At 51.9% G+C, this 15,401-nt stretch carries 20 protein-coding genes; 7 read left to right on the plus strand and 13 right to left on the minus strand.

Features of this window, described 5'->3' with window-relative positions; all coding sequences use genetic code 11:
* The first annotated feature begins 16 nt into the window (after window positions 1–16).
* The gene (purM, locus tag PDUR_RS25830; protein ID WP_042208761.1) at window positions 17–1,057 is read left to right on the plus strand and encodes a phosphoribosylformylglycinamidine cyclo-ligase; all 1,041 of its coding nucleotides are present in this window, start codon (window positions 17–19) and stop codon (window positions 1,055–1,057) included.
* 144 nt (window positions 1,058–1,201) lie between these two features.
* Here purM and PDUR_RS25835 read toward each other — a convergent pair whose 3' ends face one another.
* The 6 genes from PDUR_RS25835 to PDUR_RS25865 all read right to left on the minus strand — a co-directional run bounded on the left by PDUR_RS25835 (window position 1,202) and on the right by PDUR_RS25865 (window position 6,283).
* Entirely contained in the window at window positions 1,202–1,720 is a 519-nt protein-coding gene (locus tag PDUR_RS25835) for a DJ-1/PfpI family protein (RefSeq protein ID WP_042208762.1), read from the minus strand.
* A 129-nt stretch (window positions 1,721–1,849) separates the two neighbouring features.
* Window positions 1,850–2,293 carry a winged helix-turn-helix transcriptional regulator gene (locus PDUR_RS25840; RefSeq protein WP_042208763.1) on the minus strand — a complete coding sequence of 148 codons (444 nt, stop codon included), beginning with the start codon at window positions 2,291–2,293 and terminating at the stop codon, window positions 1,850–1,852.
* 713 nt (window positions 2,294–3,006) lie between these two features.
* Complete coding sequence (locus PDUR_RS25850; RefSeq protein ID WP_042208765.1) at window positions 3,007–4,428, minus strand: radical SAM protein; 1,422 nt, start codon at window positions 4,426–4,428, stop codon at window positions 3,007–3,009.
* Window positions 4,429–4,513: 85 nt separating this feature from the next.
* A complete protein-coding gene (locus tag PDUR_RS25855) occupies window positions 4,514–5,314 on the minus strand; it encodes a prolipoprotein diacylglyceryl transferase (protein ID WP_042208766.1) in 801 nt (266 codons plus the stop codon).
* 19 nt (window positions 5,315–5,333) lie between these two features.
* Window positions 5,334–5,594, minus strand: coding sequence for a hypothetical protein (locus tag PDUR_RS25860; RefSeq protein ID WP_042208767.1), 261 nt, complete (start codon window positions 5,592–5,594; stop codon window positions 5,334–5,336).
* Between the two features lie 104 nt (window positions 5,595–5,698).
* Window positions 5,699–6,283, minus strand: a complete 585-nt coding sequence (locus PDUR_RS25865; protein ID WP_042208768.1) for an NAD(P)H-dependent oxidoreductase — start codon at window positions 6,281–6,283, stop codon at window positions 5,699–5,701.
* Between the two features lie 145 nt (window positions 6,284–6,428).
* Here PDUR_RS25865 and PDUR_RS25870 point away from each other — a divergent pair, with 145 nt between their 5' ends.
* Together PDUR_RS25870 and PDUR_RS25875 are read left to right on the plus strand one after the other, a co-directional pair.
* On the plus strand, window positions 6,429–6,860 hold the full coding sequence (locus PDUR_RS25870) for a MarR family winged helix-turn-helix transcriptional regulator (RefSeq protein ID WP_042208769.1): 432 nt from the start codon (window positions 6,429–6,431) through the stop codon (window positions 6,858–6,860).
* A gap of 179 nt (window positions 6,861–7,039) precedes the next feature.
* Complete coding sequence (locus PDUR_RS25875) at window positions 7,040–8,110, plus strand: SDR family oxidoreductase (RefSeq protein ID WP_042208770.1); 1,071 nt, start codon at window positions 7,040–7,042, stop codon at window positions 8,108–8,110.
* Window positions 8,111–8,140: 30 nt separating this feature from the next.
* Here the strand turns inward: PDUR_RS25875 and PDUR_RS25880 are convergent, their stop codons facing one another.
* Entirely contained in the window at window positions 8,141–8,521 is a 381-nt protein-coding gene (locus tag PDUR_RS25880; RefSeq protein WP_042208771.1) for a winged helix-turn-helix transcriptional regulator, read from the minus strand.
* Window positions 8,522–8,782: 261 nt separating this feature from the next.
* Here PDUR_RS25880 and nudC point away from each other — a divergent pair, with 261 nt between their 5' ends.
* Window positions 8,783–9,625, plus strand: a complete 843-nt coding sequence (gene nudC, locus PDUR_RS25885) for an NAD(+) diphosphatase (RefSeq protein ID WP_179945173.1) — start codon at window positions 8,783–8,785, stop codon at window positions 9,623–9,625.
* Window positions 9,626–9,691: 66 nt separating this feature from the next.
* Window positions 9,692–10,369: a cupin domain-containing protein gene (locus PDUR_RS25890; protein ID WP_081949693.1), complete on the plus strand. Its 678-nt coding sequence runs from the start codon at window positions 9,692–9,694 to the stop codon at window positions 10,367–10,369.
* Window positions 10,370–10,417: 48 nt separating this feature from the next.
* Here the strand turns inward: PDUR_RS25890 and PDUR_RS30390 are convergent, their stop codons facing one another.
* The 5 genes from PDUR_RS30390 to PDUR_RS29305 all read right to left on the minus strand — a co-directional run bounded on the left by PDUR_RS30390 (window position 10,418) and on the right by PDUR_RS29305 (window position 13,904).
* Entirely contained in the window at window positions 10,418–11,227 is an 810-nt protein-coding gene (locus PDUR_RS30390) for a methyl-accepting chemotaxis protein (RefSeq protein ID WP_042208772.1), read from the minus strand.
* A gap of 126 nt (window positions 11,228–11,353) precedes the next feature.
* Window positions 11,354–11,716 (minus strand): hypothetical protein, encoded by a 363-nt coding sequence (locus PDUR_RS27590; RefSeq protein WP_052410409.1) that lies wholly within the window; start codon window positions 11,714–11,716, stop codon window positions 11,354–11,356.
* Window positions 11,701–12,183: a hypothetical protein gene (locus tag PDUR_RS27595; RefSeq protein WP_052410410.1), complete on the minus strand. Its 483-nt coding sequence runs from the start codon at window positions 12,181–12,183 to the stop codon at window positions 11,701–11,703. Before PDUR_RS27595 ends, PDUR_RS27590 begins: the two co-directional genes overlap by 16 nt.
* Before the next feature lie 19 nt (window positions 12,184–12,202).
* On the minus strand, window positions 12,203–13,549 hold the full coding sequence (locus PDUR_RS25905; protein WP_042208773.1) for an RNA-guided endonuclease TnpB family protein: 1,347 nt from the start codon (window positions 13,547–13,549) through the stop codon (window positions 12,203–12,205).
* A 97-nt stretch (window positions 13,550–13,646) separates the two neighbouring features.
* The gene (locus PDUR_RS29305; RefSeq protein ID WP_042208774.1) at window positions 13,647–13,904 is read right to left on the minus strand and encodes a DUF1835 domain-containing protein; all 258 of its coding nucleotides are present in this window, start codon (window positions 13,902–13,904) and stop codon (window positions 13,647–13,649) included.
* A 210-nt stretch (window positions 13,905–14,114) separates the two neighbouring features.
* Here PDUR_RS29305 and PDUR_RS29010 point away from each other — a divergent pair, with 210 nt between their 5' ends.
* On the plus strand, window positions 14,115–14,384 hold the full coding sequence (locus PDUR_RS29010; protein WP_156130637.1) for an AbrB/MazE/SpoVT family DNA-binding domain-containing protein: 270 nt from the start codon (window positions 14,115–14,117) through the stop codon (window positions 14,382–14,384).
* Window positions 14,384–14,761: a type II toxin-antitoxin system PemK/MazF family toxin gene (locus PDUR_RS25920; RefSeq protein ID WP_042208776.1), complete on the plus strand. Its 378-nt coding sequence runs from the start codon at window positions 14,384–14,386 to the stop codon at window positions 14,759–14,761. The genes PDUR_RS29010 and PDUR_RS25920 overlap by 1 nt, the downstream gene beginning before the upstream one ends.
* Window positions 14,762–14,877: 116 nt before the next feature.
* Here the strand turns inward: PDUR_RS25920 and PDUR_RS25925 are convergent, their stop codons facing one another.
* Window positions 14,878–15,387 carry an SRPBCC domain-containing protein gene (locus PDUR_RS25925; protein WP_042208777.1) on the minus strand — a complete coding sequence of 170 codons (510 nt, stop codon included), beginning with the start codon at window positions 15,385–15,387 and terminating at the stop codon, window positions 14,878–14,880.
* Between the last annotated feature and the right edge of the window lie 14 nt (window positions 15,388–15,401).

Below are 15,401 nucleotides of genomic sequence, written 5' to 3' on the forward strand. Positions count from 1 at the left end.
CAGTGGGGGCGAACACATGACTCAAGAATTTTCTTATAAATCATCGGGTGTTAATATTGATACCGCAGACGAAGCCAAAAGGGAAATGGCTGACAGTATGAAAACAAGTGACTCCAGAATATTAAACCGCCCTGGAGCCTTTGCCTCTTTATTTGAAGCCAAGTTTCCTGGTGTCGACAACCCGGTATTGGTTCTTAAAGCGGAAGAGCCTGGATCCAAGCAATTGTTGGCTTTCGAGCAGGATAAGGTCGAGAATATATGCTATGACCTCATCAATCACTTAATCAACGATATCATCGTAATGGGGGCAAAGCCTGAGGTTGTCCTTGATATTATTCTGTGCGGAAAAATAGAAAAAGAAATTGTGCTCCGTATTGTTCGCGCCATTTCCGACGCCAGCAGGGAGCAGGGCTGCCAGCTTATCGGTGGTGAAACTTCCGAGCAGCCCCGTGTGTTACCCGAAGGCGGTTATATGCTGAATGCAAGCATCCTAGGCGTGGTGGATAAAAGCAAAATTATTGATGGCTCCCGCATAAAAGCTGGGGATGTTGTTCTTGCATTGGCCTCTAATGGGCTTCATACTAATGGATACTCACTGGTTCGCAAATTAATGGAGGAGCGTCCCGAAATAAAAACGGAAACCATAACCGGAAAATCGTTTATGGATACTATTTTGCAACCGCATAAGTGTTATTACCAAGAGTTAGAAGGCTTATTCGACACTTCCTTAATACACGGTCTGGCCCATATCACGGGAGGAGGAATAGAAGGAAATCTGAATCGCATTTTGCCTATTCATACTGCTGCGCAGATTAATCTTGATCAAATCCGAGTACCGCAAGTTTTTAAGACTATTAAGCGTTACGGCAGTGTAGACGATAAAGATATGCTCCGTACCTTTAATATGGGAGTAGGCATCGTGCTGGTCGCTTCTAAGAACGAAGTCGGTTTTATCATACAGCATCTGGAGTCAAAAGGTTGCGAGGCTTACCCTATCGGTGAGATTGTTGAAGGCGATCAAACAATTCAGTTTATAAACTCTCTATCATGGGAATAGGTTTAATCATCTGATTTCTGAATGCTCTAGGGCGTTTCCTGCTGCAAGGTTTTGGAGGAAGTGTGAGCATCACAGACCAGAAACAAAAAGCAGCAAGTCTCCGGGTATCGGAGACTTGCTGCTTTTCTTATACGGGCTGTTACTTCAACCTAATGCCCCAACGAGGCTCTGGCCAAACTCCCGCGCGCCGTCCGGTCCATTGCTGGTGATGATATCGTCATGCGCCACCACATTTTGTACCACATAGTCCGCGTTGTTTGCTTTCAGCTCATCAATCATCGCATCAACCGGATAGCAGGTCGCCTGGCGTCCGGCAAGCAGACCCGTCTTCGCAACCGCGACAGAGCCTGCGCAGATGCCGGCAACGAGAATCTTGTGCTCATAGGCCTGCTTTAAATATTGGATTAGCTTGTCGTCGCCCCACAGATAGTCAATTGTACCGGAGCCCCCGATGACCGCCACAACGTCATAGTCCGTAGCGGAAACGTCGGAAAATACCACTTCGGCGTTTACTTTTCCCTGATTGTCGCCTGTGATTTCCCCTGTCTTCGTGCTGGCCACCGTTACGGCGATGCCCGCGTTCTCAAGCTCAGCCTTCGGATGAAACAGTTCGTCTTCATTGAAACGGTCCGGCGGAATAATAAGCAGCGCTTTTTTACTCATTGGTAAAGGTCCCTCCCCAAGTTTATCTTCACGAGTCACATTGTAGCGCAGCCGCCGCGTCCTGTGAAGAATGCACTTTTTAGTACAGAGGTTACCAAAAGGTTACCGGCCTACCCAAATTAATAACCCTTATTTCGGGCCAGCCCCGGCTTCCTTGCAGGCTGTCTCGCACGCAGTCCGGGATGGTTCAGCCTCGCTTCCGGCTCCCAGCTCCCCTTTCATTCTCTCGATCCGCATCTTCCCCCACTCGTACATCATCTCGACAATCGGCAGAAGCGTCATCCCAAGCTCGCTCATCGAGTATTCCACCTTCGGAGGAATGTCGGGATACACCTCCCGGTGAACAATGCCGTCCTCCATCAATTCGCGAAGCTGCTGGGTCAGTATTTTATGCGAAATTTTCGGAAAAAGCTTCTGCAAATCGCTGAACCGGTGCGGACCCTCCACGCCGAGATGCCACAAAATCACGACCTTCCATTTTCCGCTGATGATGGACAGGGTAAGCTCCTTTTCGCAGTGAAAATCGCCGTTCACGATTTTTTGTCTGATTTCCTCTCTTAACGGATCGGACATTCGGCCGCTCCCTCCTTATTCCGTTGGTACGCCATGCCTCTTGCGCCGGTCTTAGCCTTTAAGGCGTCTTCCGTTATTATATACCATATCCGCCAGAAGCTTTGACGAGCGGTTCATCGTTACCTAACCATAAAAAAAGGACAGCCCATAGGGATAGTTAGTAGATGCGTGGGAAGGGGGCGATGGATGGATGGATGGATGGATTGGTTGGTGGGTTGGTAGGTCAGTGGGTCGATGAGTTAGTGTTTCATTGGAGGGAGGAGTTTGATTTGGGTTTGTTGGCGGGTTGGCGGGTGATGGGTTGGTGGCGAGCTGGTTGTTCGGTGGGTCGGAGGGTTGCGGAGATTCCTGCGTTGGTACATCTTTTATCGATGGAAATCCGCCTCCCCGCCCCAATTCCTGCAAAAGTGCAGGCACTCCCCCTTGCCTCACCCCGATTGGCGATATCATCAGCTTAAAACCTGCACATTCGCACCAATCACTTCTTCCTACGCGAAATGCACCTGAGAAAACCTGCAGGTTTGCAGGAAAATGCCAGCCGCCATACACCGGGCACAGACTGAACCGAAGTCGTTAGTGATTTAGGCGTGAAACTCGCCATGGCAAACGACTTTTACGAGCAGCACAGACTGAACGAAGTCGTTAGCGATTCAGTTAGCCGCTTCGTCAGCGCCTTTCCCTCTACCCGGCCTTCCCTCTGCGGCAGGCTCCCCCTACTGGACTTTCTCGTCCCATGCGGTCATGATCTCGCTCCTTATCCCTTCCAGCAGTTGCTCCTTATCGTCCCGGTAGAACAGATTGTAGGTGTCAAAAGGGATGATCCGTCCGTCGGGATGGGCGATATGCACGCACGACTTCTTCACCGACCGCACATCGAAATTATGCGCATCGAGAAACTGCATCACGATGACACGGAACACATTGTCATAGCTGATCTGCTCCGGCACGGCGGCAAGCGGCAGACAGCAGAGCAGGCTTTTCAGCGATAATGCGGACGAAACAGGCGAGTGGCCGGTGGAGAGCAGCTCGAACATTTTGCCCCGGATTTCCGGGTCCTGCTCGAACACAATCGTATTGCTGCCCCCTTCAAGCAGAATATCCGGGTCAATCAGTCCGGTCAGCGGCAGCACCGCCCCGCCCAGCTTCAGCGCGTAGCCCATAGCAAGGGAGTCCGGATGACAGGGCACCGGCAAAATATCCGCCTCCCCGAACACGCCCGACTGGTCGATAATGCTACGGCGCACCTCGCTTACTGTCAGCCGGTCCGTCGCCGGGTCATAACCCTCCAGCCTTCCCGCCGCCTGGATCGGCTGAATCGTCACACCGCGCACGGCCTTTTGCTTCAGCCCGTACTGAATAATCGAGCCGATCTCCCCATCATTTAGGCCCTTCTTCAGCGTGACGACGAGCGTTGTCGAAATATTGAATTCGTTCAGATGGCGAATCGCCTCTTCTCTGATATGCCGTAAATCCGCGCCCCGCAGTTCCTTCAGCACGGACGCCTCCAGACTGTCGAACTGAAGGTAAATCTCGAAGCCCGGCATGTACGAAGCGAGCCGTCGCGCGAACTCCCGGTCCTTGGCAATGCGGACGCCGTTCGTATTCACCATAATGTGCTTGATCGGACGGCTCTTGGCCATGTCGAGTATCTCGAAAAACTGCGGGTGCGTCGTCGGCTCCCCGCCGCTGATCTGCACTATGTCCGGCTCGCCCTCGTTCTCGACGATCCGGTCCAGCATGAATTCGATCTGCTCCAGCGACCGGTAGGACGTGCGGTGCGGCGACGACTCGGCGAAGCAGATCGGGCAGCTCAGGTTGCAGTGATCCGTAATCTCCAGCAGCGTCAGACAGCTGTGCTGCTCATGATCCGGGCAGAGGCCGCAGTCATACGGGCAGCCGTATTTAATCGGCGTATTCCACTGCAGCGGCATTTCCGAAGGCTTGATAAACTCCCGGGTTCTTTTGTAATAAGGTACGTCCGTGGAGATCAGCACCTTTTCCGGGCCGTGAACCAGGCATCTTTTGACCATATACATACGCCCGTTCTCCTGGATGATCTTGGCCTCGACTTTGCGGTAGCAGACGGAGCAGATGCTTGTGGTCAGTTCATGGTAGAGATACGGTCGATTCGGCATGACAAGACTCCTTTGCGGGTGGAATGGGAAAATATGAACAGTGGCTGGAATTGCCGGAACCGCCGGGCGCCTGCCACGCTTTTATTTATAGCTTCGAATCTCTGCGCAGCGCAGAAGAACGGCGGACACGCCCTCTAAACCACAGCAGCCAGGCGTAATAGGCTAGACCGGCGAGACAGGCAAGCTGTATATTGTTAAGTCCGAGATAAGGATGGAGCGTCGGCTTAATAAAATCAACGGCAAACCGGAACGACAAATACCCGAACATGAACCATTGGAACATCCGTCCCGAAAGGTAAAAGGAACCGGCCGCTCCGCCAAGAGGCGCGCGGCTTCGCCGGTACAGCGGGATGAGCAGCAGCGCGAGCGCCAGCAGAAAGACCATTTCATACAGCTGGGTCGGATGCCGCCTGACCCCATCGCCAAAGTCGATACCGGTGAACCAGGTTGTCGCGGTGCCATACGTATGGTCGTCAAGGCCCGTCAAGAAACAGCCGATCCGCCCGATGAAGAGGCCCAGGATAAGCGGATACACAAAATCGTCGCCGGTCGACCGGGTCCAGCCGATCCACTTCTTGGTCAGCTCGACGCCGATCAATCCGCCGAGCAGACCGCCGACGATGGTCTTCCCGCCCCAGAGGAAGTGAAGCTGCCGGAGCTGCTCCCATGTAGCCAACGGGTCCTCCAGCCAGAACAGCAGCTTGGCGCCGAGCGCAGCGCCGAGAATCGTTCCGGCCAAAATCTGCAGGCTCATCAGCCGGGACATTTCGCTCGGACGCCGGGTCCACAGATACACCCGGAAGCCGATAAAGTAAGAGAGCGACTCGAACAGCACATGCGGATGAATCCGCCAGGAACCGATAACGAGATATATGGGGAATTCCATCGGCGCGCTCCTTTGACTATTATGAAAGGCTGAAGATATAGGCTCCGCAGATCGCAGCCAGCAGCACCGTCAGCGCCCCTATAATGGCCAGGATGGCTACGATGGCCCGGAAGGCAGCGCTTCGGCCCTTGGGCTGCGGCTTAACCAGCGGCTCGTCGCAGTGCTCGCGGCATCTTCCAAGATCCGGATCATAGCATTCCTCGCATAGCGGCTTGCCGCATCTGCCGCATTGATGAACTGCTTCACGGTCCGGGTGATTCATGCAACGGAAACCTGCCATATCTTCACCTCATTTAGCGTTTACCCCTATTGTAAACGCTAACCTGGGCTTTCCGCCAGAGAAACCTCGACCCAAAATATGGCTTGAGCTGACTGCCCGGAAAGTCACTTCGCCGAAAAATACCGCTCCACCTTGGCCAGCTTCTTCGCCTGCTTCCCCTTCTTGCTTTCCATTGACCCGAACTCGAATAATTTGACCTTGCGGATCCCGGCAAAATGGAACAAGCCGCGCTTCATCAGCACTTTATGCGCATTATTCAGAGTTAGCAGCGGATAATGGGCCGGTCCTTTCATCGTGGAGATGCACACCGCGCTTTTTCCTTTCAGCAGCCCTTCGGGATAAATCCGGTTCGGCCGGTCTCTATAGGCAAAGTTTGAGGCGAACATCCGGTCAATATAACCCAGCAGGATAGCGGGCGGTCTGCCCCAATAGATCGGATATATATACACGAGCCGGTCGGCCCAGCGGATTTGCTCTCTGTATTTTTCCAGTTCCGGGTCCTTGTGCATATCCCTTCTTCTGCGTTCTTTATTGTACACCAGTGACGGATCGAAGCCTTCCTCATACAAGTCCAATACCTGAAATTCCCCGGGAGCGGCATTCTGCCTAATCCCCTGTATCACAGCGTTCAAAAAAGCGCCATTCAAACTTTCACGGTTCGGATGGGCATAGACGATCAATGTGTTCACGATTCCTCACCTCATAATTAGTTATCAAATGATAATTTTCATTTCACAACTATATTATGCGATCCTTAATTAGTTGTCAATTGATAAATAGATTGCGCGCAAAAAAAATATTTGTCATAATAATTCCACATAGCGAGGTGATAACATGCCATTACCCGAATTCGCCTTTAAACTCAGGACGTTCGGAACCGGATTCTCTAAAGTGACGCGCCATCTGCTTACCGAGACCAAACCGGAAGATGTAACGCTGCTCCAATTCGAAATTTTGCATTTCCTGTATACCGAAGACTCGGCCACCTTTGGCCAGATCGGCGCTTGCACCGGCATGTCCCTGCCCAACACGAGCCGCGAAGTGAAGAAGCTGATACAGAAGAAGCTGGTAACCAAACGGGCTGATCTCAAGGATAAAAGAGTTTATTTTGTCGAGCTGTCCCCATCGGGACAAGAATTGATGACGGCGTCATCGGCAAAGCTGGAGAGGCTGATCTCAGGGCAATATGCCCATTTGAATCCGGAGGACGTGAACGAAGTGATGCAGGCACTAGACCTGCTGTCGGAGAAGCTGCTGGGGGAATAAGATGGACACTGCGTACAAGGCTGGGATTTCTTTCAAAGAGATCCCGGCCTTTCCTATTCTGCTCAGCCTTATGTAACTCTCAAGTAACTATATGACTTCAAAGTGCGTACTTTTCACGCATGTCCCAGCCAGCGCACAATGATGGTGCAGCCATTACAGGGAAGGAGAGGATTTAAATTATGCAAGCTAAAGCAGCGTCGCCACAGAAAACGGCTCTTGTCGTCGGGGCCAATGGGGTGATCGGGCGCAATTTGATTGATTATCTTATCACGCTTTCCAATTGGGATATCATCGGCGTATCGCGCCGCGGCGGAGAATCATCGAGCCGTGTCCGCTATATCGCAGCGGATTTGCTGAATCCCTTGGAAAGCCGTGAGAAATTAGGCAGCCTGACGGAAGTAACCCATATTTTCTACGCCGCCTACCAGGACCGCCCTACATGGGCAGAACTCGTTCCCCCAAACCTCGCTATGCTCGTCAACGTAGTTGAGGCTATCGAGCCGGTTGCCGCAAGGCTGCGGCATATCAGTCTCATGCAGGGCTATAAAGTATACGGAGCACATCTCGGACCTTTCAAGACGCCAGCCCGCGAGAGCGACGCCGATCATATGCCGCCGGAATTCAATATCGACCAACAGAAGTTTCTAGAGAATCGGCAGCAGGGAAAAAGCTGGACTTGGTCGGCGCTCCGCCCTTCCGTCGTGTGCGGTTTCGCTCTCGGCAATCCAATGAATCTGGCTATGGTCATCGCCGTCTATGCCTCCATGTCGAAAGAGCTGGGAATCCCCCTTCGCTTTCCCGGCAAACCGGGTGCCTACCACAGTTTATTGGAAATGACCGATGCCGGGCTGCTCGCGAAAGCAACGGTGTGGGCCGCGACCGACGAGCGCTGCGCCAATCAGGCTTTCAACATTACGAACGGGGACTTGTTTAGATGGAACGAACTTTGGCCCAAGATCGCCGCGTATTTTGAACTTGAGACGGCGCCTCCGCTGCCTATGTCGCTGGACGTAGTTATGCAGGACAAAGAAGCGCTGTGGGAATCCATGGTAAAAAAATACGGCTTGGAGCAAAACAGCTATAGCAGCGTTTCCTCATGGCGCTTCGGCGACTTTGTATTTTCTTGGGATTACGACTTTTTCGCTGACGGCACCAAGGCGCGCAGGGCAGGCTTTCATGAGTTTGTGGATACGGAGTCCATGTTCCTGAACATTTTTGAAGACTTCCGCAAGCGCAAGATAATTCCGTGAGATTATACACTGAAACCGGTCTTTCGCACTTCATAGACCGGTTTCTTTCTCTGTTTGGACTTCGGACAAGATAATGGCTTGATCCCCGTATTTCCGCTCAACATGGGTATCCCCCCAACGGCACATGAGATGAAGAATTTCCTTGAGGCTCCAGCCGTAGTCGGTCAGCTCATATTCGACTTTGGGCGGAACCATATTGTAAGTTGTCCGCTTAACGACTTCATCCCGCTCAAGTTCCCTTAGTTGCTGCGTCAGAACCTTCTGTGTGATAGCAGGCATTAAGCTAATGAACTCGCCGTTACGTTTCTTGCCAAACGTTAGATGGAACAAGATCAGCGGTTTCCACTTGCCTCCAATTACTTCGAGCGTCGCTTCCACCGCGGTATTGTAAGTTTTGATCGGCTCCAACATAAGTTCGAACACCTCCGCCCTTAACCTTAATTCCTGTCTAATCTTTCTTAAGACATAAATAGTCGATTTTCAGCTTTATTCTATCACAATTAGAAAAACCGATCATGCCAATCTATAACCTGCCGATTCGATCCGAGCCGGCAGGTTTTTCGTTGTCACTCTCACCATTATTTGCTATTCTTAATAGAAAAATTTAGCCGAGTGACCTGCCTTCAGCGCAGGATTATCGCGCCGTGGTCCCGGCCTGGAAAGGTTCTTGCCATGATGAAACCAAGAGAAAGCATCTACAAACGATATATTCCAGCCGTTGACGCCGAGCCCGGCTTTGACGGGTTAGCGTACTGGTTCATTTTCAGCTCGGGCAGACTGCTCGTTACAGAGTCTTCCGGCAGCATCGGCATTCCGCTAGCGCAATCGGCTGAGCTGCTGCGTGTTGATCCGGTGCGTACTTTATATCTCGGGACATTTGAAGATACTCCCTGCTTTGCCGTAGAGATTCAGGCGGACGCGGCCGAACCGGAAGGCATGGCCTTCCGCCCGCTTCGCTCACTGTATGACGAAGTGGATGAAGATCTGTTCCATCTGGCGGGCAAGGCGATCCAGATGCTCGCCTGGGATGATACGCATCAGTACTGCGGCCGGTGCGGGACGAAGACGGTCTTATCAGAGGCCGAGAGATCGCGGAAATGCCCGAACTGCGGTCTGGTCAGCTATCCTCGGCTGGCACCTGCGGTGATTACCGCTATTTTAAAGGACAAGCAGATCCTGCTCGCCCATGCCCAGCATTTTCAGAACAATATGTACGGGCTGATTGCCGGCTTCGTTGAGCCCGGCGAGACGCTGGAGGACTGCGTGAAGCGGGAGATTATGGAGGAAGTTGGAATTAAGGTTAATAATATCCGCTATTTCGGCAGCCAGCAGTGGCCTTTTCCCCATTCCTTAATGGTTGGTTTCCTGGCCGAGTATGAGAGCGGCGAAATAACGGTGGATGGGGAAGAAATCGTCCATGCCGATTGGTTCGAACCCGGCAACCTGCCCGTCATTCCGTCAAACGTCAGCATCGCCCGCAAAATCATCGACTGGTACGTAGAGAACTATTCCTGAGGGTAACCCCCTCCTTCCGTTATGCATATGATGGATAGACAAATGCCCAGGATGGAGGAACCCAGAATGAACTCTCCGCTCAGTTCTCCGGCGCTGACGCTTACGGCGGATTCCAATAAGCATATTAATTACCAGGCAGATGCGCACAATTACCTCACCCAAGTGTTCGGAGCCGAGCTTCCGGCTATCCAAACGGGGTTTTTCAACGTGCATATGACCAGAGGATTCGTCGTTCAGCCGCATTGGCATACGAATGCGACGGAGCTTGTCTTTGCCATCAGCGGGGAAATCCTAACTTCCGTATTTAATCCTTGTACGCAGCAGCTCATGACCTACAAGCTGGCTCCGGGCCAGGTTTCCGTATTTCCCAAAGGATGGTTCCACTGGATTGTCGTCTTATCGGAGCAGGCGCACTTTTTAGCTATTTTTGACGTCCCTACCCCTGATGTCGTCTATGGCTCCGATTTCTTGAAAGCCATCCCTCCGGAAGTGCTGAACCGGGCCTACTGCGTAAGCGAGGAGGATTACAAGAAAGCGGTCGCTCCGCTGCAAGAATCCGTCATTATAGGGCCGCCTCCGGGCTGCGTCTGCGGGAACTTCCCGCCGCCGGTTCAAGGAATCCCGAAGCTTTCGCATCACGGCGGCCACCAATCTGCGTCTTCTCCCCCGTGTCCCTCCGACAGTCAAGTGTATCTGCACGGCTATGCCGGGCAGCTTGGGGGCCGTTATCCTTATTCGTACTAAGCAAAGAGGCCGTTTCCCGAAACGGCCTCTTTGGTGTCGATATGGCTCTTAGTGGAGATTGGACAAATCATTCGCTGTGCCGGCGATATGTACGTAGGCGCGGTTCAGCTCCTGCATGGACAACGCCTGATGCCGCGCGAACTCACGGATATCCTGCACGGATTGATTCATTTGGGTAATGGACTGCTTCATCGCTTCCATCTGCTCGTGAATATGGTTCGCCAAGTCTCCGCTCGTCGCACCCAGCTTGCGAATCTCCGTTGCGACCACCCCGAAGCCGAGGCCCTGTTCACCCGCTCTGGCCGCTTCAATCGCGGCATTCAGACCCAGCAGATGGGATTGGTCGGCTATATGCTTCACCGATGTAAGAATCTGAAAGCTGCTCTCAATTTCGCTTAACATGGTCAAGGTATGCTCAGCAAGCTGGTCCAGTCTTTCGGTCGTCCCTTCTGCCGAACGGGTAACTTCTTCTGAAGTCGCCGTCATTTCTTCAACCAGAGAAGACAGCTCCTGCGCCCCCTCCTGGAGCTTGATGTTGCGATTGTTGGAAGTCAGGGATGCCATAACGCCGATCACCTGGTCGTCCTCCATAATGGGTACGGCCGTCGAAATATAAGGCACGCCGAAATTTTGCGCTCCCCGCTCTTCACGCTGCACTTTTTTAGTCTCCAGCGCAGTATAGGATACTGTGCCTTTGAAATTTTCAACAGGTGCTCCGACCGGAATCTTTAGATCAACCGTCTTTCCGGGAAGATAGGCCAGCACTTTATCTGTATCGGCCAGTACCAGAGCCGCATCCTCCGCGTACGTGTGTTGAATCAAACCAAGTAAATTCTGCAATTGCTCCATTTTTTCCATTTCAATCAACCGCCTGTATAATAGAATAACCGCCTTATTCCATTATCGTCCAGTTTCCGTAAACCGTTATACAACGATGGATTTTTTCTGAAAACTTTCAAAAATAATGTGGCCAGAGAGAGCCTGTCATCTCTCAATCAGCCGATTGGAGGACGTATCCCAGCGCCACAGAGCGGATTTCCCCTCCAAATGCAGCCCGCCATACCACTCGTCTTTGCCTTTTACCGAGAGGTAGTCTTCTTCTCCAGCCAAGACCTTCCCGCCCAGCGCGGTTAGTGTGATCCTGCAATCGGCAAAAGAGGGTACCGCATGACCAAAGTCGGGAAAATCTTCCAACCCTTGTATATGCAGCAGCGGGTAGGGCGCTTCCGACATGTTCTTCAGATGGCGCCAATATTCCAGATCGCCCATGCCCAAAATATGCAATTGTTCTCCCACCTGCCCGAATAAAGCATGCGGTGTATATTCCGCGCCTACAGCGGCCTCCAAAGTAGCTTGCTCCACCGCCCCAAGTCCGTTATGAACCGAAGGGATACGGGATAAATGCGCCTCGAACGCTTTTTTACAAAAGGCAGTGCAGATGTATCTTCCTCAAAGAACCGGATATGCTGCTCCGGCAGGGGTGAAGTATAAGCTTCCCACATTTTGCTTCCCAGCGCCAGTTCCCGCTCTGAGACAGACCGCCAGGTACCGGATAATGCCTTTAACTGCTTAACCGTAAGCTGCCCCAACCCGCGAAAACGTTCAACCCCCGGGTAATCCCCGATGCACAGCAAGCTCAATTTCGTGTCCCCAAGCGTCTGCCCGGCAAGGGAATGAAGCAGATAACACAGCATCGTCTGATCGAACAGATCGTATTCGAACCATAAGACAATTTCGTTATATTTGGTGAACTCTCCCCCACTTAGCTTACGCCTGAAGTGGGGGCTTCTGTTGGCATCGATACAGGGTTGCACACGCTGCGAGCTTCATGATCTAAAGACTCAGTGCCTGTTGCACCCGAATGAGGGAAGCCAACGTCCAATACGTTCGTTTTGCCAATGAAGGGTCTTTGGCCTCCAAGGACAACCACATCTTTTCAGAGGGGGCTTTTTGTATATTACGTAGCACGTACCGTGCGCCGATGTTATACGAGGCATTAAGGTCCGCGTGATACGTTTTTCCTGTTGCGAATACAGCAACATCACGCTTTGTGTTGCGTTGTACAAATCCACTGCCATCAAAAGCAAGCGCGCTAGTATTCGCCGGATTGACCATGGAAACCCGCATCCCCAGGAAATGCGCCATTTCGGTCACTTTCGTTTGGATGCGCCGTTTGGCCCAAAACTGGAGTTTGGCACGAAGCCGCTTGGCTCCCCATGTTCCTTTAGGCAGACGCATCTTGCCTAAATACTCCATGACGATAACATCTGCGCGGTGCTTTTGGGCAAAGGCGAGGATTTGATGCGCGGTATCGTGGACGATATGCGTCTGTAAGCCGTTCATCCGCCGCCAGAAATTCGGTTTTGCCCCTATACCGGATTGTCGCTGAGCTTGTTTCAGTTTGCCTGTGATTTGGCGCATCCGGTCTTTTTCTTTGGCTTGGTTAATAAAGGTCCTCGCCAAGACAGTGCCGCTTGCGTCCATCACGGAACAGACTGCGGAATTCGTTAACCCCAAATCAACGGCACAGACCCGCTGTTTGGAAAATTCCGTCTGGGTCAGCTTCACATCCCCTTCATAAGCGATATGAAGGGCATATCGTTTTCCTTTCCGTACCAATGTGGGGCTGCATTCTTTCATGCTCCACACATTACGTTTAAATAAGTCTTGCCCCTTAAAGATAATGGGGAGCCAGATCCAATCGCCTTGATGAAAGATCTTGATGTTGGCTGCCCGATCGGAGGTTCGAATGAACATGTTGCCTTTGTACAAGCAAGGGAACGCCTGACGCTGAGCCTCAAGTGTCGGCGGTTTCTTCGAAAAGCGTTTCCCTTCTTGCTGGGCACGTTGCCGCTCGGCTTGCCAAAGCTGAAGACGGGAATGATGGCTTTTTACAATGCCAAACGCCTCTGCAATAGCGCTTCTGCGGAAGTACGAAGGAAACTTATAAAAGCGTTGATCAAATTCGGCGTAGAGCGGATTCGGATTTTGCCTGGTACGGTGAGTCAACCGTTCTACCGCCGTCACCACCGATTGGGTGGATAAAGATGCCAAGGTCATAAACTGCTCTTGAATGACCGTAATCAAGAATGACAACGCCTCTTGATACACAAGGAGAGTCGCATCTAGCATGCGGTGGTGGGACGTAATCGGATGTTTGAGTGTTTTGACCACCTTCATGAGATACGCCTCCATCGCAAGTTTGATGGATCAAGCATAACACAGGAACGTATGTTTGGTAAAGCGGACGTGTCTAACCCCCACCTTCGCTGTTGGCTTAGAGGCGGGGGACTGCGACACTAAATCTGTTCAAATCGCGCAGGATACGCTCCTGCTCCTCCTTCAAATACTCCTCGCGCGGAATCCCGAGATTCCGTTCCAGATAACGCGCCCGAATCTCCCGGTTCTGTCTCTGCGCCATATCGCGGAATACAGGCCCAACGGAATAGATTTCCCTCCAGGCCACAACCTCGCCTTGAACCGCGCCCTGCCTGAGCTTGTTCGCAACAGAATCCCCGTTTGTAATATGCAGCATGCTTTTTCCTCCTTTCGGGAGCGTCACCTGAGTACCGGGCGAAAGTTGTTTTTCCGCCGCAGGCATCACCGGCCGTAATCTCGATTTATTGAATTCCAGTCTCTTTTTATCTGGCTCATCAAATTTCGTATTTATGTATATACTAAGTATATACCAGTCCGGAAGGTTGTGGTAATATTGATTCAAAGGAAAAAGAAAGGTCTGGTCCATATGGCAAACACAACTATACGCAAGTGGGGTAATAGTCTGGCCGTCCGTATTCCTCAGGAAGTTTCTGAGCTCGTAAAATTCGCGGATGGAGTAGAGGTTGAAATGTATGTTACCGAGAACAACGAGGTCGTTCTTCGCCCTTCGTTTCCGACTGCCGACGATCAAGACGCTCTTCGTAGACATTTTCTGTCTATACGTGCGAAATGCAAAGCAGGGATTACTGCCCACGAAGAGACTTTTGCAGAACCAATGGGAGATGAGATCATTTAATGTCAATTACAGGAGATGTGGAACGCGGAAGCGTCATTTGGTTAAATATGCACCCGACGCGGGGGCACGAACAAAATGGCTGGCGCGCCGCAATCGTACTATCAGATGGACTCATCGACCCCGAAAACTCAACATTTGCCATGATTGTTCCGATCACGACCCAAATTAAGAACTATCCCTTTGAGGTGCCGGTCCCTTCTGGGATCGCTACGACCAACCCCCGAGTTCCGTTTACGGAACTTAGCGGTGTTGTGCTGACAGATCAAGCCAAATCGCTTGACCTGAACACAAGAAATGCCGTGGTCATAGGCAAAGTGGATCCCGCCTCCCATTTTTACCGGTTTGTAATCACTAATGTACGTTCCATCCTCGCTTAAGTCCATAATTGAACAAGACCATCCCTGCACAGGATGGCCTTCTCTTTGAAGTACAATACTGTGAGCGCTGAACCCGGTTATATCTCCTGCACCGGGCAACCCCGCTGATGAAGCGGCTATTTCACAGACTGCAGGTACTCGGCAAGGCGGTCCCATGTTTCGGTGATGCCCTGCTCCATGCCCATATCCATAACCGTCTTCAGCGCTTCGGCGGATTCAAACCGTCCCCGGCTGATGATCTTCGTCTTCCCGTCCTGCTCGATAAATTCCATCGTAATGTCCGAAGACGGCATTCCTTCCGTAATATTGCCTTCCGCATCGGAGAAATAATCGGTGTAGACAATTTTTTCCGGCTCCACGATGTCTTGATAGACCGCTTTGCCCCAGGATTCCATGCCGTAGAAATCGCCCTGCTTCTCATCCACGCACTTCATGCAGTAATGCCAAATGCCGCCCGGACGAAAATCGATAGTACAGACAGGCAGTGTCCAGCCCCGGGGTCCCCACCAATGCTTCAAATGCTCAGCTTCCGAAAATGCCTTGAAGACGAGCTCACGCGGCGCATCGAATACACGCTCCAGAACCAGTTCCTGACCTTCTACCCTGGTAATCATTTCATTCGGCATTGAAAACTCCTCCT

The sequence above is a fragment of the Paenibacillus durus genome, assembly GCF_000756615.1.
GTDB classification, from domain to species: domain Bacteria; phylum Bacillota; class Bacilli; order Paenibacillales; family Paenibacillaceae; genus Paenibacillus_AQ; species Paenibacillus_AQ durus.

Bases quoted from the DNA above. Each gene is read 5' to 3' on its own strand.
- PDUR_RS25905 (WP_042208773.1), bottom strand. From the start codon at position 13,549: ATGAAGGTGGTCAAAACACTCAAACATCCGATTACGTCCCACCACCGC.
- PDUR_RS29305 (WP_042208774.1), bottom strand. From the start codon at position 13,904: ATGCTGCATATTACAAACGGGGATTCTGTTGCGAACAAGCTCAGGCAG.
- PDUR_RS25920 (WP_042208776.1), top strand. From the start codon at position 14,384: ATGTCAATTACAGGAGATGTGGAACGCGGAAGCGTCATTTGGTTAAAT.
- PDUR_RS25860 (WP_042208767.1), bottom strand. From the start codon at position 5,594: ATGGCAGGTTTCCGTTGCATGAATCACCCGGACCGTGAAGCAGTTCAT.
- nudC (WP_179945173.1), top strand. From the start codon at position 8,783: ATGATGAAACCAAGAGAAAGCATCTACAAACGATATATTCCAGCCGTT.
- PDUR_RS25870 (WP_042208769.1), top strand. From the start codon at position 6,429: ATGCCATTACCCGAATTCGCCTTTAAACTCAGGACGTTCGGAACCGGA.
- PDUR_RS25875 (WP_042208770.1), top strand. From the start codon at position 7,040: ATGCAAGCTAAAGCAGCGTCGCCACAGAAAACGGCTCTTGTCGTCGGG.
- PDUR_RS25855 (WP_042208766.1), bottom strand. From the start codon at position 5,314: ATGGAATTCCCCATATATCTCGTTATCGGTTCCTGGCGGATTCATCCG.
- PDUR_RS25925 (WP_042208777.1), bottom strand. From the start codon at position 15,387: ATGCCGAATGAAATGATTACCAGGGTAGAAGGTCAGGAACTGGTTCTG.
- purM (WP_042208761.1), top strand. From the start codon at position 17: ATGACTCAAGAATTTTCTTATAAATCATCGGGTGTTAATATTGATACC.
- PDUR_RS29010 (WP_156130637.1), top strand. From the start codon at position 14,115: ATGGCAAACACAACTATACGCAAGTGGGGTAATAGTCTGGCCGTCCGT.
- PDUR_RS25850 (WP_042208765.1), bottom strand. From the start codon at position 4,428: ATGCCGAATCGACCGTATCTCTACCATGAACTGACCACAAGCATCTGC.
- PDUR_RS30390 (WP_042208772.1), bottom strand. From the start codon at position 11,227: ATGGAAAAAATGGAGCAATTGCAGAATTTACTTGGTTTGATTCAACAC.
- PDUR_RS25880 (WP_042208771.1), bottom strand. From the start codon at position 8,521: ATGTTGGAGCCGATCAAAACTTACAATACCGCGGTGGAAGCGACGCTC.
- PDUR_RS25835 (WP_042208762.1), bottom strand. From the start codon at position 1,720: ATGAGTAAAAAAGCGCTGCTTATTATTCCGCCGGACCGTTTCAATGAA.
- PDUR_RS25840 (WP_042208763.1), bottom strand. From the start codon at position 2,293: ATGTCCGATCCGTTAAGAGAGGAAATCAGACAAAAAATCGTGAACGGC.
- PDUR_RS25890 (WP_081949693.1), top strand. From the start codon at position 9,692: ATGAACTCTCCGCTCAGTTCTCCGGCGCTGACGCTTACGGCGGATTCC.